This is a genomic window from Roseovarius pacificus (assembly GCF_900142665.1).
GTDB lineage: Bacteria > Pseudomonadota > Alphaproteobacteria > Rhodobacterales > Rhodobacteraceae > Roseovarius > Roseovarius pacificus.
Genome location: NZ_FRBR01000003.1, coordinates 125,223 through 150,324, shown reverse-complemented (window position 1 = coordinate 150,324; position 25,102 = coordinate 125,223). Strand labels below are relative to the sequence as shown.

Below are 25,102 nucleotides of genomic sequence, written 5' to 3'. Positions count from 1 at the left end.
TGGGTACTCGGGGCGGACCGGGGTGCGGGTTGGCCACGTGGGCGTTAGTTTCTGACGTCCGTTTTGAACAATTTTTGGGCGACCAGCCATTTCCCTTCGGATTTCATGAAGCAGAGGTAGTCGACGTAGAAATTGGGCGGTACGGCGCATTTCAGTTTCACCATGCCAGCCGAATCAAAGAGCCGGTCGATGAAAAGAATTTCATCGTGGCGGGGGTGACCTTCCTCCTGGGGGGAAGGGCGGTTGCGCACCGCATCGAGCCAATCCTCCAGACTGATGACGCGAATCTTGTCTCTGGCCTGGAAGGTGAGGCTGGATTTCGGGTGAAACATGTCCGCCAGCCCGTTCGCATCACCCTTGTACAGGTTGTCGAGATAGGCCCGCGCGCAAATCTCGAGTTCTCGTATCACATTCGGCATCATCGCTTCCTTTCAGCCGAGTCGCGCGACTCAGGGAATGTTTGTGGTCGTCCGGCATATGCCGCGCCCTTGGGTGCGCCGGCGATCCGGCGAAATAAGGTGGTGCAGCGGACCGGGCGGTCGCATAAAAACGCCCGCCTGACCTATGCTGCACACGTATGTATACAAATGTGTGTGTTTTAGCGTCAAGCTAATTTTTAAGGGAAATTTCGACGTTGGATCACCTTGGTGAATTGTTTTCGTGTCCGCAAGAATTGTCTTGCGTGCGAGTGTATACAAAGATATGATCTCTTCAAATGGGGCGTTTTCACGGTGCGGGCGCTCCAATCCGGTGCGGAAATTCCGGGCGGATTCAGTGAGCGAAAATCGGGTGGTTTGATGGATTATGATAAGGTCATGGCATTGCGGAACGAAGGGCAGGAATACGCCTATTCCGACCGTGAGGTCATGCTTTACGCGCTCGCAATAGGCATGGGCTCTGATCCGCTCGATGGGCGCGAGCTTCCGTTCGTGAGCGAGTGCGGATCTGAGGGTGGCGGCCTTAAGGTGGTGCCGACCTTTGCGACAGTGGCTGCTTATGGTTCCGGCCCGGGGGACATGGGGGTGAACCGCGCGATGGTTGTTGACGGTGGTCGCGAGATCACCCTTCATCGCCCGATGCCCGCCGCGGCAAAATTGCTGGCGGATTCATCGGTGCTGGCCGTCTATGACAAGGGCAAGGAAAAGGGTGCCATCATCCGGCACCAGACGGTGCTGATGGACGAGGCGCGCGAGCCCTATGCCACCATTGTTTCGTCGCGGATCGCGCGGGGCGATGGTGGTTGCGGGGGCTCTTCCGAAGCGCCTCCGGCGCCGCATCAGCGGCCCGACCGGGCGCCCGACCTCAGCGTCGATATCGATACCCGGCCGGATCAGGCGCTGCTCTACCGGCTTTGCGGTGATCGCAATCCGCTGCATGCGAGCCCCGAGGCGGCGCGGCGCGCGGGCTTCGAGCGGCCTATTCTGCATGGGCTCTGCACTTGCGGGCTTGTCTGCCGGGCGATCCTTCAGACCTATGCCGACTATGACCCGACCGCTTTCGCGCATCACGCGGTTCGGTTCTCTTCCCCGGTTTTTCCCGGGGAGACGGTGACGGTCGACCTCTGGAAGGATGGCAGCAGAATCTCGCACGAGGCGCGGATCAGGGAGCGGGATGCGACGGTCGTGAAAAACGGTCTGTCGATTCTCAATTAACTCGGACTATCAGGAGAAAGACGTGGGAATTCTCGAGGGAAAGGTTGCAATCATCACCGGCGCGGGTGGCGGGCTCGGTGCGGCATATGCCAGGCTTCTGGCCAGCGAAGGTGCCGCCGTCGTCGTCAATGATCTGGGCGGTCCGCGCGATGGTTCCGCATCGGACGTGTCCATGGCGCAGACGGTTGTCGATGAGATTACCGCCGCTGGCGGCCGGGCCGTCGCCAACTGTTCCGACATTTCCACGATGGAGGGCGGCCAGTCCGTTTTCGAGGATGCAATCGCGAACTTCGGCGCGGCCAATATCCTGATCAACAATGCCGGTATCCTGCGCGATAAGAGCTTTGCGAAGATGACGGAGGAAAACTGGGACATCTGCGTCAAGGTGCACCTCAAGGGTACGTTTTGTGCCACGCTCCCGGTTTATAACTGGATGAAGGAAAACGGCGGCGGTGTGATCGTGAACACATCTTCCACCTCGGGCCTCATCGGTAATTTCGGACAGAGCAATTACGGCTCTGCCAAGGGCGGGATTTGGGGGCTGAGCAATGTGCTCACCGTCGAAGGCCGCAAGTACGGCATCCGTATCTGGACGCTGGCGCCTGGAGCGCTGACCCGCATGACCGAGGATGTGCCGCGTTACAAGGCCGCCCCCGAAAAGGCGCTGTCGCCAGAGGGGATCGCTCCGGCGGTGCTCTATATGGTGAGCGACCTTTCCGGCGAGCAGACGGGCAAAACGCTTGGCGTGTCCGGCGCCCGGGGCGTCCGTGAACTGAAAATGATGGAGATGGAAGGGTGGAACCCGCCGGGCGACGGCTGGACCGCGCAGGATATGCTCACCCATGCCGACGAAATCTTCTTTGAAGAGGATCATCCGCTGGCCGCGCGCCGCTTCTAACCCCTTTGAGAGACTACGGGAGAAATTTTCGTGACCGAACGTTACAGTGACTACACCTACCTGGAATTCGATTATCCGAGCGAACGGGTGCTCCGGATCACAATCAACAAGCCGGAAACCCGCAACAGCCTCGATGCGGTTGGCCACAGCGAGCTGGCCCGTGTCTGGCGTGAAGTGGACGAAGATCCAAACATCGGCGCGGTCATCCTGACCGGCAAGGGCAAGGCTTTCTCTGCCGGTGGTGATTTCTCGATGGTCGAGACCATGATGAACGATCACAACATGCTGGCCAAAGTGAACAAGGAAGCGCGCGAGCTCGTTTATAACATCATCAACTGCAGTAAACCGACCGTTTCCGCACTGAACGGTGTGGCTGTCGGGGCAGGCCTGGCAGCGGGCCTGCTGGCCGATATCCCGATTGCCGGCGCTTCAGCCAAGATTATCGACGGCCATACCCGTATCGGTGTGGCGGCAGGCGATCATGCGGTCATCAACTGGCCTCTGCTCTGCGGTATGGCCAAGGCCAAGTACTATCTGATGCTTTGCGAGCCCATGAGCGGCGAAGAGGCAGAGCGTCTGGGCCTGGTGTCGCTTTGTGTGCCCGATGACGAGCTCGAGGCGAAATCGATTGAGGTGGCTGAGAAGCTTGCCAAGGGCGCACCCAACGCCCTCTACTGGACAAAGCACACCCTCAATAATTGGTATCGGATGGCTGGCCCGATTTTCGATACTGGCCTCGCCTACGAGGCGCTCGGCTTTGTCGGGCCGGAAATGAAGGAGGGCCTCGCCAGCATCAAGGAAAAGCGAGAACCAGACTTCATCGGGGCGTCAAAGAAATAAAGGCAAAACCGGACGACAAAAGAAGCCGATAGCCTGACCCAAGAGACGACAGGGAGCCAAAAGCGATATGACTGAAGTACGAGATGCCGACAGCCTTGAGTTGCTGACCGCATTGGACATGGTCGCCATGTATCGCAACGGTACCCTGTCGCCCGTCGACGTGGTCCAGAGCGCACTACGCCGACTGGAGCGTCTGAACCCGGAGATCAACGCCTTCTACAGTGTCGATCACGAGGGTGCGCTCGAGGCGGCCCGTCGGTCGGAGACGCGCTGGCAGGCCGGTGCGCCACTCAGCCAGCTTGACGGTGTGCCCACCTCCGACAAGGATTCTCTTCAGGCTGTCGGTCATCCACGTCATTTCGGCTCGTCCGCCTTCGACGGGCTGACGCGCCCGTCAAACAGCGATGCCCCCGCGGTTGCCCGCCTGCGCGAAGCCGGGGCGGTATCGCTCGGTCGTACCACGATGTGCGACTTCGGTCTTCTGCCCTCGGGTTACAGCACGGCCTTTGGCCCCACTCGCAACCCCTGGGATACCTCGCGCACGCCGGGTGGCTCCAGTTCGGGTGCGGCGGCGGCGGTGGCCGCCGGCATTCATCCAGTGGTGGTGGGCTCCGATATCGTGGGGTCCATCCGCCTTCCGGCGTCCTTCTGTGGGCTTGTGGGGCACAAACCCTCCTACGGGCGTGTGCCCTTTTTCTTCCAGAACAGCCCTGCTGTCGTGACCGGCCCGATGGCTCGCACCGTCGACGATGTGGCGAACATGCTGACCATCATCAGTCGCCCGGACGCCCGTGACTTCACCGCGTTGCCGTATGATCCTGTCGATTACGCCGAGGCGATCAAGGCGCGTCCAGCCGTGCGCAAGATTGGCCTGATGCTTGACATTGGCTTTGGCCCCGACCCGGACCCGGAAGTTCAGGCTATCGTAGAGGCGAGAGCGCGTGAGATGGCCAAGCGCCTCGGTGCCGAGCTAATTGAGATCAAATCGCCTTTTGGACCGAAGGATTACGTTGCGGGCGATCAGTTCTATCGATTGCGTTGCCTGAGCCAGCTTTCACAGCTGCCCGAAGAGAACCAAAAACGCGGAGAGTTCATCTACGACTGGACAGCGCCCGTGCGCTCGATGTCGGCCGTAGATTATCATGCCTATGCCGACCGGCTGATAGTAACGCGTAGCCGTGCCATGCGACTGATGCAGGATTGCGATTATCTATTGCTGCCGTCGGTCGCCATTCCGGCCTTCGACGCGGAACTTCCGGGCCATGATCCCGACGAGATGTTTGCGGGTTGGTCCAACACATTCATTTTCAATCTGACTGAACAGCCTTCGGTTTCGGTGCCCGCGGGCCTGTCCGGCGGAGGTTTGCCTATTGGGCTTCAAATAGTCGGCCCGCGATACGACGATCTTGGCTGCCTGAAAATGGCATGGGTGGCGGAACAGATTTGGGGCCCATTCCCGAATTCGCCCATGGCTGGATCTGCGGAACAAGGCGACAACTAAAACGTAAGGAGTGAAAAAATGCGCGTAGTAGTTATGGCAATCCCGTACTTCATCGGGCGCCACGAGAATGTGCAGTTCGCCGGGTCCGATACAGGACGTTTTCAGGATCGGATGGAGCGGATGATCGAACAGATCAAGTTCGCCGAGGATCTTGGGTATTACGGCTTCAGCATGAGCGAACACCACATGCAGGTGGAAGGCATCGAAGGTACCACAAACCCGATCATGTGGGATCTCCTTGTCGCGCAGCACACCAAGAAGATGAAGGTTGGCCAGCTGGGTATGAACCTCACGGCGGTCAATCCGATCAAGCTTGCCGAAGATCTTGCCATGCTCGACCAGTTCACCAAAGGGCGCACATTCGCCGGTTTCTCGCGCGGGAACACGCCGCGCTGGACCAACACTTTCGGTCAACACCTCAATATCACGTCGACGGATTCTGACCGTTCGGAAGCCGACAAGCGCAACCGCGCCATTTTCTATGAGAACTGGCGCATTGTGAAAGAGCTTTGGACCAAGAAGACCACGAATGTGCAGGGTGAATTCTGGAAGGTGCCTTACCCCACTGAATGGCGTTTCCAGCCGACCGAAAAGTTCGGGGCCTCAGCGGTCGACGAGAACAATCAATTGCTTGAAATCGGTATCACACCACGGCCCTATCAGGACCCGCATCCACCCATTTATGCGCCGTTCAGCCAAAGTATGGAAACCGTGCGCTTCTGGGCGCGTGAAGGAGGGAAGATGGTGGCCTTCGTTTCCGACGAGTTTGAACGGTTCATTCCGATCATGCTGGACGAGTATCAGAAGGAAACCGAGAAGGCGGGCAGGGTTTTCAACCCGGACAATGCCCTGGGCTTGGGCGGGCATCTGACGCTCGGTCGGAATGCGGCGGAATCTGAAGATCTCGAAAAGGCGTTTCGCGAACTTTGGGGCTTTGCGTATGACGCGCCTCCCTATCACGCGCCGGTCGGCCGGATCTGGGGGGGGAGCAAGCAAAAGGTGCAGGACGATATCGGGCGCCTGAGAGAGACCTACGGGATCGAGGAGTTCTTCGTCTGGCACCATGTCGGGTATTTTCCGCAGGAAGTTGAGATGGCGATTCTCGAAGAGTTCGCTGATGCCGTGATCAAGGCGTGAAACTTTCGGAGACATTGAAATGACGACATTTGGTGAACTCGTTCGTCGCAACGGACGACATTGGGCAGAGAAAGACGCCTATGTTGCGACGGACCGCAAGGTAACCTGGAAAGAACTGGATCGACGTACGGATGCGTTGGGTCATGCCTACCGTGCACTGGGGTTGATCCCCGGTGACCGGGTGGGTGTGTTGACCCACGATTCCGTCGAGATCCCCGAGACCTTTCTGGCGGCGGCGAAGGTCGGCGGTATTCGTGTGGGCATCAACACGCGCCTCGCGGCGGCGGAGATCGCTGCGCTGATCAAGGATTCCACACCGCGTATCCTGGTTTATGGCGGTGAGTATCAGGATCTGATGGATCTGGTCAGCGCCCAGCTCTCCGATATGGCAGATCCACCGCTTCTTGTCGGTATCGGCGGGTTGCACAAGGCAAAGCACGATTACGAAGACCTGATCGCGCGACATATGGGTGACGGAGAACTGGAGCATACCCCGCACGAACTGTCGATGATCGCTTACACTTCGGGGTCCACGGGCCTGCCGAAGGGCGCCGTCTATCCGCACGACAAGTTCCTTCAGGCGGTCGTCTATGTCTCGCTCTACGAAGGGCTGACACACGATTCCGTATGGTTGCACACTATGCCGGCTGCAGGTGTGCCGATGATGCATATGCTGCGCAATGTTTTTCTGGCGGCGAAAACCGTGATCGTTGGGCCCTGGAATCCCGAACAAACGCTTTCTCTGATCGAGCAGCACAGCGTCACCGAAACCATGATGGTACCGACGATGCTCGCGGCGCTGCTGAACGAGCCGAACTTGCACAAATATGATGTGAAGTCGCTCAAGCTGCTGGGCTACGGCGCGGCCCCGTTGCCGCCCTCGACGATCCGGCAGGCGATGCAGACCTTCAATTGTAACTTCATCCAGATGTATGGCTGCACCGAGATTCTCGGCATGTCCCACATGCTGTTGCCCTCCGATCACATCACCGGGCTGAACGAACGCCCGGAAATCCTCGCTTCTGCCGGGCGTCCGCTCTCGTGGGTGGATGTACGTATCATCGACGAGGACAATCGGGATGTGCCCACCGGGGAGTTGGGCGAGGTGGTCATCCGCAGCGACATAGCCTTCCCCGGGTACTGGAACAATCCGGAACAAAGTAAGGAACTCTTTGTCGGAGATTACCTGCGCCTCGGTGATCTGGGCCGCGTCGACGATTTTGGTTATCTCTATCTGTCTGATCGCGTGAAGTTTCGCATGAAGTCGGGTGGCTATAATGTTTATCCTACCGAAATCGAAAACGTGCTGGCCGATCACGAGGCTGTCAGCGAAGTGTGCGTTTTCGGTGTGCCCGACAGCCGTTGGGGCGACAGGATTGAAGCAGTCGTGACCCTGCGGGAGGGCGCGGAATGCTCCGGAGATGCTTTGAAAGACTTCTGTCGCAACAAGATTGCCAACTTCAAAATCCCGAAAAATATTGAGATATGGGACGATTTGCCCAGAGGCGCCACTGGCAAGATACTCAAGCGTAGCGTGATCGACTTGATGGTCGAGCGCTACGCCAAGCTCGAGGCCAGCGAATAAGGTTTAAATCCGCGAGGGCGACGAGTGGGAAAACGGGCGGTTGCGACAATTCCTCCGGGCTAGCGATGTACGGACGAAGGTGTTGCCAAATGCCCGCGCAGACAGAAGGAAGAACAGGCATGAGCAACGATACTGACAACAGGGCTTCGGTGGCAGGTTCTGAGGCGGTCGGCAGCAGGATGCCGGGGAATGCAAGTGCTGATCGGGTGCGGGAGTCTCTCGCGGCAATCAAAGCCGGCGAGATGGTAATCGTGACCGATGACAACGAGCGCGAAAATGAAGGTGATCTGGTCATGGCAGCATGTTTCTGCAGACCCGAGCAGATGGCCTTCATGCTGCGTCATACTTCCGGTATTGTCTGTACGCCGATGCCAGCGAGCGAAGCCAAGCGCTTTGAGTTGGGGCAGATGGTGAGAGATAACGATGCGCCGCACTCCACCGCCTTTACGGTGAGTGTGGATTTTCGCCACGGCACGACCACTGGTATTTCCGCCGAGGACCGGACCCTGGCGGTACGTAACCTCGCCAATGCGAATACCGGTGCGTCGGATTTCGTACGTCCGGGCCATGTCTTTCCGCTGGTTGCAAAGGAAGGGGGGGTTCTGATCCGTTCCGGCCACACGGAAGCCGCGGTGGATCTTTGCGTGATGTCCGGGCTGCCGCCGGTGGGTGTGATTTGCGAGTTGGTCAACGATAACGGGAGCGTCATGCACGACGAGCAGATCAGCCTGTTTGCCGAACAGCATGGGCTCAAGGTCGTTTCGGTGAGCGATCTGATCCGGTATCGGCAGGAAAGCGAAGTGCTGGTTCAGAAGGTGGACACGCTGGACATAGATACCGTGGCGGGCCCGGCCACCGCACATTTCTTCAAGGTGCCGTGGGAGCCGACCCAGCATCTTGCAATTGTATATGGTGATTTGGGCGATGGTGAAGACGTACTTGTTCGGGTGCACCGCGAAAACGTTTTGACCGATGTGTTCGAGAAGCAAGACTTCCTTACGCGTCTCTCCAACAAGATGGTCGAAGAGGGCCGTGGTGTCATCATCTATCTGCGCGAAGGGGCGTCAGGGGTTGGTCAGGATGGCCGCGCGCGCGATTTTGCCGGTGACGAAGAGCATCATGCACAAGCGCTTGCGCGTCAGGACGCATGGCGCGAGGTCGGGCTTGGAGCACAGATATTGCGGGAGTTGGGCGTGTCATCCATGCGACTGGTCACGTCCAGTCAAAAGAAATACGTGGGCGTTTCCGGCTTTGGTATACGAATTCTGGGCAATGTGATGGTCTGACAAGGGATGTCAGAAAGAGTCGACCTGGTTTCGGCTAAGACAACGCCGCAAGCGAATTGACTGGTCATTCGTGTGAAGCATGGGCACTCGACAGAGTGGGCATATCTGACGACGTTGCTCTGGTGGTCGATACCGCCGGACGATGGTGACCCTTCAATTCGGCTCCGATGGATCACGCATTTGCAGGCCGCGCCACCATGTGATCGGCGGGAGACGAGGGGAATGGCCACCATCGTCCGCCGGTTCCTCCACCCTCGCCCGTACCGTCAATCAGCTATTGCAGGTGATCGGCTTCGGTTTGTGGGTCGAGCGCCGGCCCCGCGCCGATGGAGTCGAGATAGTGGTCGATCATTTCGGTTCCGGCGGCGGAGGCCGGAGTGTAGCCATCGCCTGTCGGGGCCGAAATGCTCAGTGCAACGGTCCAGCCGGCGGTGTCCCGGCAGGCGACGAGGCGGTTTGAAACGGTGTCGGCGGTTTCGACGACGATCACCCTGCACAGGCCACGGTCGGTTTCGAAGCTGCCGAGCACCCGGGCAGAGCCCATGTTCTCGATATCCAATGTCGCGCCGGTGGGGGTATCGGACAAGAGCTGCGCCACGTCGTTCAGGCTGGTCGCGGCGTCCGGCGTGTTGCCGCCTTTCAGGCTCCAGCCCAGCCCTATGCCGATTGACAGGGCCGCCGCGAGCGCCACCGGCCAGGCGAGTATGCGGCGGCGCAACGGCACGACGTTAGTCTCGTCCGGTGAGTGTTGTCCGTGCGGAGCGTTGACCGCTTCGATCAGCCGCTCGGGAATCTCGTCCTGTGCGAAGGCGGCCCGCAGCGCCGCGGTGGTTTCGGAGAAGATCGCGTAACGGGCGGCAAGGTCGGCGTCGCGTTCGACCCGTGCGCGCAGGGCGCTGGCCTGCATGTCATCCAGTTCGCCGTCTGCAAGGGCCATAAGCATTTCGTCACTCACGTGTTCGGTTTCTCGGGAGGTCATCGCGCGTCTCCTTTTCGGCGCGTGTCCGGGGCGGCTATCCCCAGGTTGCTGGCCAGGGCGGTGCGTGCCCTTGCCAGCCGGCTCATCACGGTGCCAAGTGGCACGTCCAGCATCTCGGCCACTTCGCGGTAGCGCAATCCCTCGACGCAGACCAGAAGCAGAACCGCGCGTTGATCCTGCGGCAGCCGGTCCATCGCGGTACGCACCCGCGCGAGTTCCAGCCGGGCCTCGGTGACCTGTCTGCCATCCTCGCCAATCAGGGCATACGGTGCATCGGTGTCGTCGATGGCGACAACCGGGCGCGTTGCCCTGTGGGTGTCGATCCATGTGTTCCGCATGATCCGAAACAACCAACTGTCGAGCCGGGTGCCGGGCGTGAACCTGCTCAGGTTTCCGAGGCCCTTTTCGACGGTTTGCTGAACGAGATCGTCCGCCTGATCCCAGCTTGGGGCCAGGGATCGCGCAAATGCCCGCAAACGCGGGAGCATGTCGACGATCTGTTGTCTCACCGGGTCGGTCACGGGTGGTGTCCTGCCAAATGGGCCGCGTTCAGGCGGCTTGCAGAGGGTATAACGTGGGCCGGATGGAATTATTCCGCAAAATCGCAGAAAAATATCGTTCGCCGGGAATAATCGTGATGCCGGTGCGTTATATGTAGACAATATGCGTTTGCACGCGCTCCGGCCCGCAACACAGGATCATTGGCGATGAGCGACCAAAACGATGATGGCCCCGACCTGACGCGCAGGAAGTTCCTGGCACGGATCGGCCTTGCCGGGGCAACAGCCTATACGGCCCCCGCGCTTACCCATCTGGGGATGGCGCATGCTTCGGGCGGGGGATCGGGCGGTGGCGGCTCGGGAGGAAGCGGTGGCGTCGGTGGCTCGGGCGGATCGGGGGGCGGCGGCCGGTTTCTGCGGCGAAGAAGAGTGCGCCGCACGCGGCGGCGTGTGGTGCAACGAACCCCGCCACCGCCGCCCGAACTCATTCTGTTCCTGCCGGTCGGCACCGGGGCGGACCCTGTGCGGGAGGCCGGATACACCGTGCGGGCAGAGGCCGCGAACACGACGCTTGGCGGTACGCTTTACAGGTTGGGTCTTCCTCCCGGTGTGTCGCCGGAAGACGGGACCGCGCAACTGGTCGCGCTTTTGCCCGGTGCGACAGTGGACGAAAACCACATCTACACCGCTGACGAGTTTCTTTGCGACGATGACGGCTGCGCCGCGCATGAGATGATTGGCTGGTCCGGCTGGCCAAGCATATACGCGCCGCGCATCGGGATGGTCGATACCGGTATCAATCAGGACCACCCGGCGCTCGCCGGTCAGAACCTGATCGTGCATCAGGCCGATCTCGGGGATCGGGCAGAAGCCGGAAGAAAACACGGCACCGCGATTGCGGCCATGCTGGTGGGGCGTCTGGATTACCGCGTGCCGGGGCTGTTGCCCAATGCCACGCTGGTTGCGGTCGAAGCCTTCCATCGCGGGTATTACGGCGAACAGGCGGATGTCTTTTCACTGGCCTCGGCAGTGGACATTCTGGGCGCTGCCGACGTGAACGTCATCAATATGAGCTTTTCCGGCCCGCGCAACGCGATTCTGGGGCAACTGGTGCAGCGCATGGCGGAACAGGACATCGCGGTCGTGGCCGCTGCCGGGAACGAGGGGCCGGGGGCCGATCCGGTCTATCCCGCCGCCTTCGAGCGGGTCTTGGCCGTGACGGCCATCGACCGGGACGAGCGCGCTTACAGGCAAGCCAACCAGGGCGGTTATATCAACTTTGCCGCGCCCGGTGTCCGTATCTGGGCTGCCGCATCGGTTTCCGGGGGGCGCCTGAAATCCGGCACCTCCTATGCCGCGCCTTTCGTGACCGCCACGCTGGCGGTGCAGCGCCTGCGCGCGCCGGGCGTTCCGCTGGAGCAGATCGTGGATGAGATGAACCGCTGTGCGAAGGATCTGGGGGATGCCGGGCATGATCCGGTTTTCGGGCATGGCCTTGTCGCCGCGCCGGGGCAGTGTTTCGCGGACGATCCGCAACTTTTTCCGGTTGCCGGGGATTAAAACTGCCGCGGTTTCGTTTTCCTTACAAGGCCGCATCGGGACGTGGCCGACGGAAACCGAAAAGGAGTAAACCGATGGCTGACAACAACGATATCAACATTTCCCGCCGCCGCATGCTGGCGCGGCTTGGTTTGGCAACGGGCGCGGCTTATGTCGCGCCGGTGATGATGCACCTCAGTGCCGCCCACGCTTCGGGTGGGTCCGGCGGTGGGAGCGGCGCCGGTGGCTCGGGCGGGTCCGGTGGCTCAGGTGGGTCGGGCGGCGGTCGAGGCGGTTCAGGTGCATCGGGTGGCGGTCGTCGGTCGGGGCGCGGACGGGGCCTTGGCCAAGCCGTGCGCGGCGCGATGCGCGATCTCGGCATCCGATACTGAGATGCCGACAGGCCGGGAAATCACTCACGGAGGGGCACGCTCGATGCGCGCCCCTCAGCCACGTGTTGCGACGCTGACCTTTCCGGATGCGCCACATGTGATCGAACTGCATGACAGCGACATGTTGTGCAGAACTCTTGAAACGGTCATGCCCGCCTGGACGGGAACTATGGTACACGGGCCGGTGGAGGGCGCAACGCCTGTAACCACCATCCGGCAGCACGAGGACGGCAGTTTCAGTTTCCGGTCGCGGTGGGGGCAGCACCCGTTGACCGATCTGGGTCTGGCCGGAGCGACCTGTGGGGCGGTGGCCGATATCACCCAGTCCTATCTGGATGCGCGGCCAGGCATTTTCGGGTTGCATTGCGGTGCGGTGCGGATCGGGGGACATCTGATCGCGTTCACGGGCACGTATCGGGCGGGCAAGACCACGCTGGTCGCGCGGCTGGGGATCGAGCCGGATTTCGAGCTGTTTTGCGACGATGTCCTGCCCATCGGCACCGATGGCAAGGCGGTCGCGCTTGGAATCCAGCCGCGGCTGCGCCTGCCGTTGCCCGATACGGTGGCGCCCGGTTTTGGCGATTACGTTTCGCGCAGCCTTACGGTGCATGACCGTCGCTACGGTTATGTTTCGATCCCGACCCAGGCACCACATGGCACGCGCGCGCCGCTGGCGGCGCTGGTCGTGCTGTCGCGTCGGGATGGCGGCCCGGCGCGGTTTCACCGAATGGAACCCGCAAAGGCCGCAGCCTGTCTCATCCGTCAGAACATCGCCGATCCGGGCGAGGCCAAGGCGCATTACGATCGGGTTGCCGCAATGGCCGAGGGCCTGACCTGCTTCCACCTGGTCTATTCGGATCTGGAAGAGGCGGTGGCGCTGATCCGGGCCGCGTTCGAGGCTCCGGCCATTCCCGCGGCAGATCTGGATATCGGTGCGGCTTTTCCCCCTGAAGACCCGGACGGGGAAGGAGAGCCGGCCGATCTTGACGGCCTCTTTGCCCGGGCGGGGGATGTCAGTGACCGCCAGATCGGAACCGACACGTTTCTGTGGCAAATGGACGGGCGCAATTTCTTCAGCCTCAATCCTGTGGGGGCCGGGGTCTGGGCCTTGCTTGAAAACCCGGTGACCGGTTGGGAAATCGTTGCGACATTGCGCGAGGTCTTTACCGATGTCGCACCCGATGCCATCGGGGCGGATGTGTCCGCGCTTCTGGGGCAGATGCGGCAGGCGGGTCTTGTCGTTCTGCACGACACCGGCCCGATACAGGACGGTACGGAACAGATTTGAACGGGGTTCCTTCTTTGCGGGATATTGCCTGCTTATCGGAGGGGTCATGCGTATCCGGAGATGCCAGACGCAGAACTTTGCAGCGCGCGGTATAACGCTCTGTCAGGCAGGAATTGTCGTCTGGGCGTCGGGGCCGGTTTTCTGCATTCCGAGCGCGATATTTCTTTAAGTCAATGTTTTCACGTTAAAATAATATTTTGACATATTAGTTAAGTTACTTCACGATGCTATGTAATATATCACAAGAGTTGTGAATTGAACTAATGTCGGAAAAGCAGACAAAACACCTTTTGACTGTAACGCGGGACGATTTGCTTGAAGATGGCAGCGATCTGGCGTTTCGCAAAATGTTGCACAACCTGCTCGCCTTTTCAGCGCGGCTCGAACAGATCAGAAGCAGGTTCGGCGCCTATATCGGCCTTTCCGGCCCGCAATATACCATTCTGATCACCACCCGGCAGCTTCAGGGGGCGGACGGGGTCGGGGTTGGGGCCGTTGCCGAACATCTGGCGCATTCCGCGGCCTTCGTGACGGCAGAGACCAACAAGCTTGCCAAGCTGGGTATCCTGAACAAGGTGCCCCATCCCGAAGATCGCAGGCGCGTGCGGCTGAGTGTGACCGACCGTGGTATCGCCCTGCTGGCCTCGCTGGCCAAAGTGCAGGCCGAGATCAACGATCAATTGTTCGAGCCCGTAGATGCGGGGAATTTCGAACTGTTGCAGGCGTTGTCGGCGGATTTGAGGGGGAGCGCGGAACGGGCTCTTCTTATGGCCGACTATCTCCTGCCGCCGGATGGAGGAATGTCATGACCGTATCCGTCGAAGATCAGAAGGCGCTGCGAAATGCGTTTGGTGCGTTCCCGACCGGCGTGTGCATCGTGACCTGCAGCGTCGATGGCGAAAAACTCGGGATGACGATGAGTTCGTTCAATTCGCTATCCCTCGATCCGCCGTTGGTGCTGTTCTCGATCGACAAGCGTGCGAACGGGCTCCCGCTGTGGGAGCGCGCCGAAGGATACGCGATCCATGTTCTGTCTCAGGAACAGACCGATCTCTCGAACCGGTTCGCGAGACCCGGCAACAAGTGGGAGGGCGTGGATTGCCGCCCCGGCGAATACGATGCGCCGCTTCTGTCCGGGGTCTCCGCCGTTTTCGTCTGTGCCGCCGAGCGCGTGATCGACGGCGGGGATCACCGACTCTTCATCGCGCGGGTCGAGCGTCATCGTACAGACGCCGACCGGTATCCGCTCGTCTTTGCAAAGGGCCGCTATGCGACCCTGAAACTGGGCGAGCCAATGGAAACTGACTGGCCGCTGGCCATTCACTACTGACCCAACAGGAGTTCATTATGCTCAAGACTGGCAAGCAGCACACGCAAAGCCTCCGTGACGGACGGCAGATTTTCATAGACGGGGCTGAAGTCAACGACCCGACAGAGCATCCGGCATTCAGGAATGCGGTCGCGTCGGTGGCGAACCTCTATGATTTCCAGTCGTCCCAGGAAAACCGCGACCTCATGACCTTCGAAATCGAGGGGTCCGGCGGTGAGCGGGCGAACAGGATCTGGCAATTGCCGAAATCGCATGCCGATCTGGTCGAGCGGCGCAAGGCGCTGGAAGCCTGGACCGAGCTTCACGGCGGGTTTCTCGGGCGCGCGCCGGACCATGTGGCGTCGTGCATCGCGGGGATGTATATGGGGCTCGAGACATTCGAGGCCTATGACAAGGACCGCGCCGGTGCTTTGGCCGATTACTATCGCTACGCCCGCGACAACGAGCTCTATCTCACCTATGTGATCATCAACCCGCAGGCGGACCGCTCAAAAGGGGCGAACGAGCAGCAGGACCCGTTTCTGACTGCGGGCGTCGTCGATCAGGACAGCGAGGGCCTGACCATTCGCGGCGCGAAGATGCTGGCGACCGGGGGTATCCTTGCCAACGAGGTCTTCGTGACTTGCATCCAGCCGCTGAAGGAAGGCGAGGAACCCTACGCGATCTCGTTCACCATTCCGATGAACGCCAAGGGGCTCAAGATCCTGTCTCGGACCTCTTACGAAGCTTCTGCCAAGAGCGTATTCGACAACCCTCTGGCCAGCCGCTTCGACGAGAACGACGCCGTCCTGTATTTCGACGATGTGAAAGTGCCTTGGGAGCGGGTGTTCGTCAATCAGGACACCGCCATGTGCAGCAAGCAGTTTCACGCGACGCCGGCGCATGTTTACCAGAACTATCAGGCGCAGATCAGGCTCATGGTCAAGATGCGTTTCCTGCTGGGGATCGCGCGCAAGACGGCTGAGACGAATGGCGTGATCGGGTTCCCTCAGGTTCGGGAAACGCTCGGGCAGCTTGCCTCGCAATGCGCGATGGTCGATGCGCTGGTGCATGCGATGGAAGTGAAGGGCAGACATCATGGGGAATACTTCATCCCCGACGGTCATACGCTCTATGCGGCGCAGGTCCTGACCCAGCAGCTTTATGGAACGGTCAATACCACCCTGCGCGACCTCGCGGGGGGCGGGATGATCATGCTACCGTCGTCGATTGCCGATTTCGCCAATCCCGAAGTCCGTGAGATGATCGGAAAAACCCAGCAGTCACCGACGACAACCTCGGAAGGCCGTGTGAAGTTCTTCAAGCTGGCATGGGATGCGGTCGGATCGGAATTCGCCTCGCGCCACAGCCAGTACGAGATGTTCTATGCGGGCGCGACCTTTGTGACCAAGGGCCATGCATTCCGCACCTTCGACTGGGACCGGTGTACCGGTCTGGTTGACAGGATGCTCGACAGCTACGGGCTCGAGGACGAGCTGGCCAAATTTTCCACCGCTGCGGAGTAAAGAAGATGACGATCAACAAGGAACACAAGGAATTCTATGCCATCGACATGGGAACCGAAGGCTGGCACACGCCGCCGGGTTACCCGAAAGGCATCCAGCAGAAGATTCTGGCGGGTGAACTGGACGAGGTGAACAAAACGGGCAACCGCACACGCCTTTTGCGCTTCGAGCCCGGCGTGTTCACCACCGCCCCGTTTGTCCATGACTACTGGGAAGAGGTCTATCTCGTCGAGGGCGATCTGACCGTGGGGAACGATGAGAATGGCGAGGGCGGGGAATCCTACGATCCGCACACCTATGCCTGCCGTCCCCCCGGCGCCTATCATGGGCCGTTCAAGTCCGAGGGCGGATGCGTGTTGATGGAAATCCATTATTTCGACGAAACCGCATGATGGACCCCGTCGCCGAGTTGTCTAAGAAACTGGGGGAGGGTGAGGTCACGAGCCTCGCCCTGACCTCGGCCTGTCTGGACCGTATCCTCGACACCGCGGGCGAGGGCGCGCGCGCCTTTACCATGATCGACCCCGAGCGCAGCTTTTCGCAAGCACAGCTACAGGATGAGTTGCGGTCAAGGGGCGCGGCCCCGTCTGCACTTGCCGGTATTCCGGTTTCGATCAAGAACCTGTTCGACATTACCGGACGGGTGACGATTGCCGGGTCGCGTGTGCTGGCATCCGCTGCGCCGGCCAAGGCGGATGCCGCTGTTGTCGGGCGCTTGCGCGCGGCGGGCATGGTCATCATGGGTCATACCAATATGACGGAGTTCGCCTATTCCGGGTTGGGGTTGAACCCGCATTACGGAACCCCGGCGAACCCGGTGGACCGGAGCCGTATTCCGGGCGGATCGTCGTCCGGTGCGGCGGTGTCCGTGGCCGCTGGTATGGCGGCGGTCGGGCTGGGGACGGATACGGGCGGCTCTTGTCGGATCCCTGCGGCGTTTTGCGGCCTGACGGGCTTCAAGCCGACGGCAAGGCGCATACCGATGGAGGGGACATTCCCCTTGTCCGCGTCGTTCGATTCAATCGGCTCGATCGGGCGCAGAGTGACATGCTGCGAATTGTTCGACGGAATTCTTGCGGGAGAGAGCGGACCGGTCGTGACGGCCCCGGACCTGTCCGACCTTCGGTTGGCCGTGTTGGACAATTACGTTCTCGACGATCTGTCGCCGGGGGTCGCATCGGCATTCGATACCGCGTTGAGGACGCTGAGCCAGGCGGGCGCGCAAATTTCACGGATCAGGCTGGAAGACCTCGATGACCTGCCCGGCCTGAATGCCCGTGGCGGGATCATCGCGGCAGAGGCCTGGGCGGTTCACAAGGAGATGCTGGCGCAAAACGAGGCGGAGTACGATCCGCGCGTCAGTGCCCGCATCCGGAAAGGCGAAACGCAGCGGCCCGGAGAGTATGACGACCTGATCGAAGCGCGGCGCAAGATGATTGCCCGCGCCGATCTGGCGACCGAGCCGTTCGATGCGCTGCTGATGCCCACGGTGGCCATGGAAGCGCCGACATTTGCCGAAATGGAGGATGACGACGCATTCGGTGCGGCCAACCTGCTTGCCCTGCGCAATACGACTGTCGCCAACATCCTTGACCGATGTGCGATATCCTTGCCGCTGCCGGTCGACGGTCTGCCCATCGGATTCATGCTGATGGGCGAAACGATGGAGGATCGCCGCCTGTTCGCGATGGCCCGGAGTGTGGAAAAGGCGTTGCGCCGTTGATCAGCGGCGCAGCACCTCGTCTACGATGTTCGACTGGAACGCATTGATATGGTCGCGGATCGCGGTTTCGGCCTTGTCGGGGTCGCCTGTCGCGATGGCGTCGATGATCACCGCGTGTTGCTCGCACACCAGATCGTTGTGGCCGGGCACTTTGAGCGACAATGTCCAGAAGCGCTGTGACCGGTCGTGCAGGTTGGCAAGCAGTTCCGCGAGGATCGAGTTCCCGGCGGCTTCGCTGATGAGCGCGTGGAATTCACTGTCGAGTGCGATCATGTCCGCCACGTCCCGCGCCGAGAGGGCCTCTTTCATTCGTGTAAGGTTTGTGCGCAGCGCCTGAATCTGGGTCTTGGTCGCCCGCTCGGCGGCCCAGCGGGCGGCCTGCACCTCGTTCAGCAGGCGAACCTCGTTGATTTCGACGAGATCGTCCAGGGAGACCGGCGAAACCACGACGCCCTTGCGCGGCATGACCTCGACCAGGCCATCGAGCGTGAGCCGCTCGACAGCCTGAAGAACCGGCATCCGGCCCATGCCGAGATCGACTGCGAGGTCGGCCACCGTGACGGCCGCGCCGGGTTTCAGCTCGCAATTGAGAATGCGTCGTTTCAGGGTTTCATAGGCCTGTGATTTCAGAGAGACGCGTTTCGTCCGCTCGGCTTTGGCAGCGTGCATGTCGTTCATCGTGTCTACCGAAATTCATTCAACAATTGGGCTGCTCAACCGGCAACGGGGAGGACTTCGATATCATAGCGTAGCGATATCTTGCGGGAAAGGACAGGGTCCACCAATTCCGCCATGAAACGCGGGGCCGGGCGAATTCCCCCGAGCGCCGGAACCGTGCCGCAGAACAGAACGGTGCCATCTTCGAGCGGGGTTTCGCCGGTCAGCCTGGCCATGGTGTCTTCGGGGTGCAGCAGACCGTCAAGCGTGCCTTCCTGATAAAGCACGGATTTGCCGTCTTCAACGATGTAGCTGCGCATGATCAGCTGGTCCCAGTGATCGACCACTTCTTCGTAAGGCCAAAGAGTGGTCGAAACCGGTTTGTCGCAAATCTGTTTCGAGAAGGCCACGCCATGGGTTTCGAGCTGACGGTCGGTATGGTCCGAGCCGATGCCGACAAAAAGCTTGCCGCCGCTGGCAACGATCACGGGTTCGACCTCGCCGCTCGATGCATCGCCCGATGCCTGGATCGCCGGATCGGTTGTCAGGCGGCTTGACGCAACACGGTAGAATGTCGGCGTTTCCTTGGGGCGAGGAACCCCGAGCTCTTCGAGTTCACGGATGTGATGTTCCATCGCGGCTTTGTCGCGCCCGGCCCATCCGGCGATGACCAGTTGATTCGCATCAAGGGTCAGCGAAGCCTCGGCACCGTTGGAAACGATATTCAAAGAAATCGTCATGGAGAGTTCCTTTTCCTTTGCAGGTTGATGGATTTTCGGACGCCGGGCTCGATTTTGGGCGCTTTGACCCGGTCGGTTCGGAATCCGTCTTGACAGGATCAGTTTTACAATCATTATGTGATATATCACAAGCGTTTTTATTTGGAGCTCGCCGGGCTGATCCAGTCGGCTCCTCGAAGAAAGCGCGGCGAAACCAAAGACGAAAAGCAGAACAGGGAACCCAAATGCAACACTTCAGACTGAAAGCCCTGGCCGTTGCGGCCACCGCTCTGACAACGCTGGCGACATCCGCGATGGCGCAGGACAAGCCGGAAAGTCTCGATATCGGCGTCTTCACCTTCCTGTCGGGGCCTGCCGCCGCTTATGGCATGCCCGGTCGGCAAGGCGCAGAGATCATGATCGAACAGATCAATGCCGATGGCGGAATCGGCGGCGTGCCGGTCTCGGCCACTTTCGTGGACGAAGCACAAGGGGCGGAAGGCGTGATCTCGGAATATCGGCGTCTGGCCGAGGGTGAGGCGGATTTCATGATCGCGGCGCTGTCCTCCGGCAATTGTCTGGCGCTTGCGCCGATTGCGGACCAGTTGCAGATGCCGACGGTGGGCTGGAACTGCGACACGCACCAGCTTTTCAAGGAAAGCCACGACTATTTCTATCGCCCGAACGGCAACACCATTGCCGAGTTCATGGCCTATACGCTGTATTTCCTCGATGAAAACCCGGATGTGAAGCGTGTGGCGATCATCAACCCGGATTATTCCTTCGGCCATGACGCTGCCGAGATCGTCAAGGCGACGCTCAAGGCGGTGAAGCCGGAAACCGAAGTGGTGGCGGAACTGTTTCCCAAGCTGGGATCGTCGAGCTATCAAACCGAGATTTCGCGCCTGGCGGCGGCCCGCCCCGACGTGATCTTTTCGAACCTCTGGGGTGGCGACCTCGAGAACTTCATCCGTCAGGCGCAACCACGCGGGATTTTCGCCCAGAGCAAGACGGTTCTGGCGCTTGGTGAAACCGTGCTTCAGCGATCCAACCTGCCCGAAGGCGTCATAGTCGGTGTCCTTGGTGACGGTTGGTGGCGATCGCCGGATGCGGAACAAATCGGGCAAGCCGGTGAATTCGCCGCAACCTATAACGCGAAATTCGGAGAAGACCCGGTCTTTCCGGCGGTGAAGATGGCCAATGCGTTTCTCGTCATGAAGGCCGCCTATGAAAAGGCGCTGGAAACCACCGGGGGCACCTGGCCCACGCATGAACAGGTGGCGGGCGCGCTGGAAGGTCTCAGCATCGAAACGCTGACCGGTGAAATGAGCTTCCGCGAGGATAACGACGGCATCGTGGATCAGATCGTCGGAACGACAACGATGGTCGAAGGTATCGACTATCCGGTGCTGGGCAACATGGTGCGCTATGACGGGGCGGCATTGCTGCCGCCGCTCGGGGAAGATCCGCTTGGCTGGATCGGCACGCTGTCCCCGTCGATCTTCGATGAACTGCCGGACCCCGGCAGCTACAAGTAAGCCGACTTATGGAAGCGGGCCCCGTGGCGCAGGCTGCGGGGTCTGCGCCTGCGGCCAGAATTTACCCGAGTTGAGGTAAAAAGAATGCTACAAACAATAATCCCCCTGCTAGTCGACGCCCTTGCCAATGCCGCGCTCATCTTTTTCGTGGCGGTCGGGCTGACCCTGGTGTTCAGCGTCCTGCGCATCCTGAATGTCGCCCACGGGAGCTTGTATTCCATCGGTGCCTATGTGGCGGCCAGCGTCGGCTTGTGGATCGTCGCCGCAGGCCTGCCCGAATGGCTCACCTTCCCGGCGCTGCTTCTCTCTGCGGCCTTCGTGGCGCTGCTGTTCGGTCCGTTGATCGAGAAAACGCTTGTGCGCTGGACCTATGACAAAAGCGAAGCCGTGCAGGTTCTGGTGACATTCGGCTTGTTTCTCATTCTCGAAGACCTACAGCGCATGGTGTTTGGCGTGCAGTCCGTCTACCAGGACACGCCGATGTCGCTGCTGGGGATCAGCCAGATCGGCGGGATTGTGTACCTCAACTACCAGCTTCTGCTGATCGCGCTCGCCATTGTCGTGCTGATCGCCCTCAAGGTGTTCATCGCTTATTCGCGCACCGGCAAGCTGCTTGCGGCGGTCGTTGCCGACCGCGAGGTGTCGCAGGCGATGGGGATCGACACGGGCAAGATGTTCGTGATCGCGTTTACCATCGGTGTCTTCCTGGCGGCGCTGGGCGGTGCCCTTGCGACGCCGACATCGGGAGTGTCGCCCGGTCTCGGGGCGGAAACGATGGTACTTGCCTTCGCCGTGGCAGCCGTCGGCGGACTCGGGCAGGTCGAAGGTGCTGCGCTTGCGTCGATCATCGTCGCCATGGCCAAGGTGCTGGCGATCTATTTCGCGCCCGCGCTCGATGCGGTTGCGCCCTATCTTGTCATGCTCGTCGTTTTGATCGTGCGGCCCTACGGGCTGTTCGGCAGCGGCGCGACGCGGAGGATCTGATGACCAGATTTCACATCATTCTCGCCACCGGTCTCGTCGCCATGGTGCTTGCGCCGCTGGTGTTCCCGTCCATCCAGTTCGTTCTGACCATTGCGATGGCCAAGGGGTTCGCGGCGCTCGGTGTCGCGCTGCTTCTGCGGGCCGGCCTGATTTCCCTGGGACACGCGATGTTCTTCGCCGCTGGCGCCTATGGCGCGGCTTTCCTCGCCACGCGGCTGGGGGTGACCGATATCTTGCTGATCCTTCTGCTTTCGACTGTCCTGGCCACGGTCGTCGGTCTGATCGTCGGCATGTTCCTCGTCCGCTACCGGGCGATCTTTTTCGCGATGCTCAATCTGGCCGTTTCGATGGTCGCCTATTCGCTGGTGTCCAAGTTTTATGGCATCACCGGCGGTACTGACGGGATCGGCGTTCCTGTCCCGACAGTATTCGGCGCAGTGCTCGACAAGGCTGCCTTCGACAACCTGCTCTATTACCTCGCCTTGGTGCTGGTGGTCGTGGTCGGGGTCTTCGTCCATCGGTATCTACACAGCCCGCTCGGCCATGCGTTGTCGGCGGTGCACACCAATGAGGTTCGCCTTGAATACCTTGGCGTATCGGCATGGTCGGCGCTTCTTGTCGGATATGGCATTTCCGCTGCGCTTGCCGGTCTGGGCGGGGCCATCGCCGCCACGTCGATCGGGCACGTCCTGCCGGAATACGCCTTCTGGACGGAAAGCGGCCACTTCGTTCTGACCGCCGTTCTGGGCGGGATCGCCGGGATTGCAGGGCCTTTGCTGGGCTCGATCTTTCTCGAGGTCGTTCACACGGCGGCGGTCGGATACTTTGCCGAGGCCTGGAACATGATCGTCGGGATCACCCTGCTTGTCGTGATCTTCTTCCTGCCGCGTGGCCTCTTTGGGCTTGTCGAAAAGCTGTCCGGCATCAAGGACCACCAAGGGGAGCCGAAACTGTGATGAAACCATTGCTGAAAGCAGAAGGTCTCGAAGTGAGCTTCGGGGGCGTTAAGGCGGCGGATGGTGTCAACCTCACCATTCATGAGGGCGAGTTCGTGGCCATCATCGGGCCGAACGGGTCGGGCAAGACGACGTTTCTCAATCTTTGCACCGGATATCTGCGGCCGAGTTCCGGCACGGTCTGGCTGGAAGATCGCAAAATCACGGCCATGGCCCCGCGCCTGATCGCGCGCAAAGGGATCGCGCGGGCCTTCCAGATTCCGCAACTCTTTACTGATCATACGGTCATCGAGAACGTGATGCTGGCCCTTGCCGCGCATCGCAACATCTGGGAGGCGCTGACCCCGCTCAATCGCCCCGCCTATGTCGAGGAGGCCATGGAACTTCTCGAATTGCTGGGCCTCGAAGAGCACGCCAAGACGATTGCCGGTACGTTGCCCGAGGGGCTCAGGAAGCTTGCGGATGTGACCGTGGCAATGGCCCTGCGCCCCAGGCTTCTTTTGCTCGACGAACCGACCAGCGGGGTTTCCGCGCTTGAGCGTTTTCCGCTCATGGATACCCTTATGAAGGCGATGCGAGCGCAGAATATCACCGCGCTCTTTGTCGAACACGACATGGAAATCGTGGAAAAATATGCCGACCGCGTCGTGGTCTGGGATTCCGGCCAGGTCATGGCCGAGGGTCGCCCGGACACGGTCATGAAAGACCCGCGCGTCCTGAAAAGTGTGGTGGGGGCACTGTAATGCTTGAAGTCAAGGAACTTTCGGTCGAGATCGCGGGCGTGCAGGTTCTGCGAGAGTTGGGGTTCAGCCTGCGGGCGGGAGTCTGCACCGTATTGATCGGGCGCAACGGGGCGGGCAAGACGACGACCCTGCGTGCAATCATGGGTCTGTTACTGCGTCAGAAGGGCTCGATCTATCTGGATGGCAAGCCGGTTCATGACCTGCCCAGCCATGCGCGTGCGGAACTCGGGATCGGCTATTCGCCCGAGGACCGCCGGCTTATCGGGGAGTTCTCCATCGAGGATAACATCCTGCTGCCGGCGCTGGCGCTGAATATGTCCGCAGGCGAACGCAAAAGGAGACTTGAAGAAGTTTACGAGCTTCTGCCCGAGCTTCGGAAGCTGCGCCAGCGGCCCGGCGGCGGCGTTTCCGGGGGGCAAGGCAAGATGGTGGCGCTTGGGCGGGCGCTGATGGTCGCCGACAAGGTTTTGTTCCTGGACGAACCGTTTCAGGGCCTCGCCCCAGCGCTGGCTTTGGAATATGCGCGCACGCTGTCGAAACTGCGCGAACACCGCCCGGACATCGCGCTGCTTGTCACCGAATCCTCTCCCAAGCTGCTCGATGAAATCGCCGACGAAACGCTTCAGATCGAACGCGGTGTCCTGACCGCCGCCTGAGCGACTGTGCGGCCACCGGGGCGATGTGCCTGGCATTCATTGCCCCGGTGCCAACTGAGGCGGTATGGGTGTGTCACGGAAACTGGCCGCGTGTTTCATGCCGACGACCCGTGGAGCAGCGCATGCTTCAAGCGCGCCAATTGCACAGACAGCCGAAAGGCACCTCATATAAACCCAACGATCCCCGTCGCAGTGAACGGTCGCTTCCTGCCCGGATGCAAAGCGACCTCGGTTTTGCAGCGGCTGTCAGAAAGCCATGCGACACGCCGTTCAGGGCGACCCGATGGCTCACCAATCCCGTTTGAAACCAGCCATGGGGTCGTCATGCAGTTGATCCGTAGGTACTTACAGAGTTCTTGACTGCCGGGCCCTGGCAGTGGTGGTCCCCCCAATTCATCAAGCAGTTCCTCTTTCGAGACACATATTCCGCTGATGCCAGCCCAACCTTCTAGCTTAACAGACCAGGAGCATCCGGATCATCAATGCCGGATCAACCGACGGCCTGCCGGTCGAACTGTAGAAAGGGGCCAGGTGCCGTCGGATGCCAGACAGGTCGACGAACCGATCTATCGCCCGAAGCACGTGATCCTGCCGTGGCCCTCGACCGAGAACTCGTAGAACAACGCGCCCTGCGCTTCCTGCTGTGGTCCCATCATTGCCACGCACCTCCGCTTGCCTCGCGGAAAGTGAATCA

25 protein-coding genes and 1 pseudogene are annotated in these 25,102 nt (G+C 60.6%); 20 read left to right on the top strand and 6 right to left on the bottom strand.

What is annotated here, in order from left to right; translation table 11 throughout:
- Nucleotides 1-44: 44 nt before the first annotated feature.
- Nucleotides 45-419, bottom strand: coding sequence for a nuclear transport factor 2 family protein (locus BUB53_RS08130; protein WP_073034350.1), 375 nt, complete (start codon nucleotides 417-419; stop codon nucleotides 45-47).
- Nucleotides 420-797: 378 nt separating this feature from the next.
- On the opposite strand from BUB53_RS08130, the gene BUB53_RS08125 reads away from it, so the two are divergent.
- From BUB53_RS08125 to ribB, 7 genes are all read left to right on the top strand, one after another.
- The gene (locus tag BUB53_RS08125; protein ID WP_073034214.1) at nucleotides 798-1,652 is read left to right on the top strand and encodes a MaoC family dehydratase; all 855 of its coding nucleotides are present in this window, start codon (nucleotides 798-800) and stop codon (nucleotides 1,650-1,652) included.
- A gap of 22 nt (nucleotides 1,653-1,674) precedes the next feature.
- On the top strand, nucleotides 1,675-2,550 hold the full coding sequence (locus tag BUB53_RS08120) for an SDR family NAD(P)-dependent oxidoreductase (protein WP_073034213.1): 876 nt from the start codon (nucleotides 1,675-1,677) through the stop codon (nucleotides 2,548-2,550).
- A gap of 30 nt (nucleotides 2,551-2,580) precedes the next feature.
- Nucleotides 2,581-3,390, top strand: coding sequence for an enoyl-CoA hydratase/isomerase family protein (locus BUB53_RS08115; protein ID WP_073034212.1), 810 nt, complete (start codon nucleotides 2,581-2,583; stop codon nucleotides 3,388-3,390).
- 67 nt (nucleotides 3,391-3,457) lie between these two features.
- On the top strand, nucleotides 3,458-4,891 hold the full coding sequence (locus BUB53_RS08110) for an amidase family protein (protein ID WP_073034211.1): 1,434 nt from the start codon (nucleotides 3,458-3,460) through the stop codon (nucleotides 4,889-4,891).
- Nucleotides 4,892-4,909: 18 nt separating this feature from the next.
- Nucleotides 4,910-6,028, top strand: coding sequence for an LLM class flavin-dependent oxidoreductase (locus BUB53_RS08105; RefSeq protein ID WP_084729007.1), 1,119 nt, complete (start codon nucleotides 4,910-4,912; stop codon nucleotides 6,026-6,028).
- 19 nt (nucleotides 6,029-6,047) lie between these two features.
- Nucleotides 6,048-7,613, top strand: coding sequence for a class I adenylate-forming enzyme family protein (locus BUB53_RS08100; protein ID WP_073034209.1), 1,566 nt, complete (start codon nucleotides 6,048-6,050; stop codon nucleotides 7,611-7,613).
- 119 nt (nucleotides 7,614-7,732) lie between these two features.
- Entirely contained in the window at nucleotides 7,733-8,899 is a 1,167-nt protein-coding gene (gene ribB, locus BUB53_RS08095; protein WP_229709507.1) for a 3,4-dihydroxy-2-butanone-4-phosphate synthase, read from the top strand.
- 274 nt (nucleotides 8,900-9,173) lie between these two features.
- On the opposite strand, the gene BUB53_RS08090 is transcribed toward ribB, so the two are convergent.
- Nucleotides 9,174-9,878 carry an anti-sigma factor family protein gene (locus BUB53_RS08090; RefSeq protein ID WP_073034208.1) on the bottom strand — a complete coding sequence of 235 codons (705 nt, stop codon included), beginning with the start codon at nucleotides 9,876-9,878 and terminating at the stop codon, nucleotides 9,174-9,176.
- Complete coding sequence (locus BUB53_RS08085; protein WP_073034207.1) at nucleotides 9,875-10,399, bottom strand: RNA polymerase sigma factor; 525 nt, start codon at nucleotides 10,397-10,399, stop codon at nucleotides 9,875-9,877. Before BUB53_RS08085 ends, BUB53_RS08090 begins: the two co-directional genes overlap by 4 nt.
- A 186-nt stretch (nucleotides 10,400-10,585) precedes the next feature.
- Here BUB53_RS08085 and BUB53_RS08080 point away from each other — a divergent pair, with 186 nt between their 5' ends.
- The 8 genes from BUB53_RS08080 (at nucleotide 10,586) to BUB53_RS08045 (ending at nucleotide 18,155) form a co-directional block, all read left to right on the top strand.
- Entirely contained in the window at nucleotides 10,586-11,938 is a 1,353-nt protein-coding gene (locus BUB53_RS08080) for a S8 family serine peptidase (RefSeq protein ID WP_073034206.1), read from the top strand.
- A gap of 74 nt (nucleotides 11,939-12,012) precedes the next feature.
- Nucleotides 12,013-12,309: a hypothetical protein gene (locus BUB53_RS08075; RefSeq protein ID WP_073034205.1), complete on the top strand. Its 297-nt coding sequence runs from the start codon at nucleotides 12,013-12,015 to the stop codon at nucleotides 12,307-12,309.
- Nucleotides 12,310-12,352: 43 nt separating this feature from the next.
- Nucleotides 12,353-13,597 carry a PqqD family protein gene (locus BUB53_RS08070; protein WP_073034204.1) on the top strand — a complete coding sequence of 415 codons (1,245 nt, stop codon included), beginning with the start codon at nucleotides 12,353-12,355 and terminating at the stop codon, nucleotides 13,595-13,597.
- A 290-nt stretch (nucleotides 13,598-13,887) separates the two neighbouring features.
- Nucleotides 13,888-14,406, top strand: coding sequence for a MarR family winged helix-turn-helix transcriptional regulator (locus BUB53_RS08065; RefSeq protein ID WP_200797788.1), 519 nt, complete (start codon nucleotides 13,888-13,890; stop codon nucleotides 14,404-14,406).
- Entirely contained in the window at nucleotides 14,403-14,927 is a 525-nt protein-coding gene (locus tag BUB53_RS08060) for a flavin reductase family protein (protein WP_073034202.1), read from the top strand. The genes BUB53_RS08065 and BUB53_RS08060 overlap by 4 nt, the downstream gene beginning before the upstream one ends.
- Nucleotides 14,928-14,944: 17 nt before the next feature.
- Entirely contained in the window at nucleotides 14,945-16,432 is a 1,488-nt protein-coding gene (locus BUB53_RS08055; RefSeq protein WP_073034201.1) for a 4-hydroxyphenylacetate 3-hydroxylase family protein, read from the top strand.
- A 5-nt stretch (nucleotides 16,433-16,437) separates the two neighbouring features.
- Nucleotides 16,438-16,824 carry a cupin domain-containing protein gene (locus BUB53_RS08050; protein ID WP_073034200.1) on the top strand — a complete coding sequence of 129 codons (387 nt, stop codon included), beginning with the start codon at nucleotides 16,438-16,440 and terminating at the stop codon, nucleotides 16,822-16,824.
- Complete coding sequence (locus BUB53_RS08045; protein ID WP_073034199.1) at nucleotides 16,821-18,155, top strand: amidase; 1,335 nt, start codon at nucleotides 16,821-16,823, stop codon at nucleotides 18,153-18,155. The genes BUB53_RS08050 and BUB53_RS08045 overlap by 4 nt, the downstream gene beginning before the upstream one ends.
- Here the strand turns inward: BUB53_RS08045 and BUB53_RS08040 are convergent, their stop codons facing one another.
- Nucleotides 18,156-18,824, bottom strand: coding sequence for a GntR family transcriptional regulator (locus BUB53_RS08040; protein WP_159437778.1), 669 nt, complete (start codon nucleotides 18,822-18,824; stop codon nucleotides 18,156-18,158).
- Between the two features lie 44 nt (nucleotides 18,825-18,868).
- A complete protein-coding gene (locus BUB53_RS08035; protein WP_073034198.1) occupies nucleotides 18,869-19,552 on the bottom strand; it encodes a DUF2848 domain-containing protein in 684 nt (227 codons plus the stop codon).
- A 224-nt stretch (nucleotides 19,553-19,776) separates the two neighbouring features.
- Here BUB53_RS08035 and BUB53_RS08030 point away from each other — a divergent pair, with 224 nt between their 5' ends.
- The 5 genes from BUB53_RS08030 (at nucleotide 19,777) to BUB53_RS08010 (ending at nucleotide 24,408) form a co-directional block, all read left to right on the top strand.
- Entirely contained in the window at nucleotides 19,777-21,069 is a 1,293-nt protein-coding gene (locus tag BUB53_RS08030; RefSeq protein ID WP_073034197.1) for an ABC transporter substrate-binding protein, read from the top strand.
- Between the two features lie 84 nt (nucleotides 21,070-21,153).
- Nucleotides 21,154-22,053, top strand: a complete 900-nt coding sequence (locus BUB53_RS08025) for a branched-chain amino acid ABC transporter permease (protein ID WP_073034196.1) — start codon at nucleotides 21,154-21,156, stop codon at nucleotides 22,051-22,053.
- Entirely contained in the window at nucleotides 22,053-23,009 is a 957-nt protein-coding gene (locus tag BUB53_RS08020; RefSeq protein WP_073034195.1) for a branched-chain amino acid ABC transporter permease, read from the top strand. The genes BUB53_RS08025 and BUB53_RS08020 overlap by 1 nt, the downstream gene beginning before the upstream one ends.
- Nucleotides 23,009-23,752 (top strand): ABC transporter ATP-binding protein, encoded by a 744-nt coding sequence (locus BUB53_RS08015; protein ID WP_200797787.1) that lies wholly within the window; start codon nucleotides 23,009-23,011, stop codon nucleotides 23,750-23,752. The genes BUB53_RS08020 and BUB53_RS08015 overlap by 1 nt, the downstream gene beginning before the upstream one ends.
- Nucleotides 23,752-24,408, top strand: a complete 657-nt coding sequence (locus BUB53_RS08010; protein ID WP_073034193.1) for an ATP-binding cassette domain-containing protein — start codon at nucleotides 23,752-23,754, stop codon at nucleotides 24,406-24,408. The genes BUB53_RS08015 and BUB53_RS08010 overlap by 1 nt, the downstream gene beginning before the upstream one ends.
- Nucleotides 24,409-24,867: 459 nt before the next feature.
- Here BUB53_RS08010 and BUB53_RS08005 read toward each other — a convergent pair.
- Nucleotides 24,868-25,064 (bottom strand): annotated as a pseudogene (locus tag BUB53_RS08005) (IS5/IS1182 family transposase); the annotation flags it as partial.
- Nucleotides 25,065-25,102 lie beyond the last annotated feature (38 nt).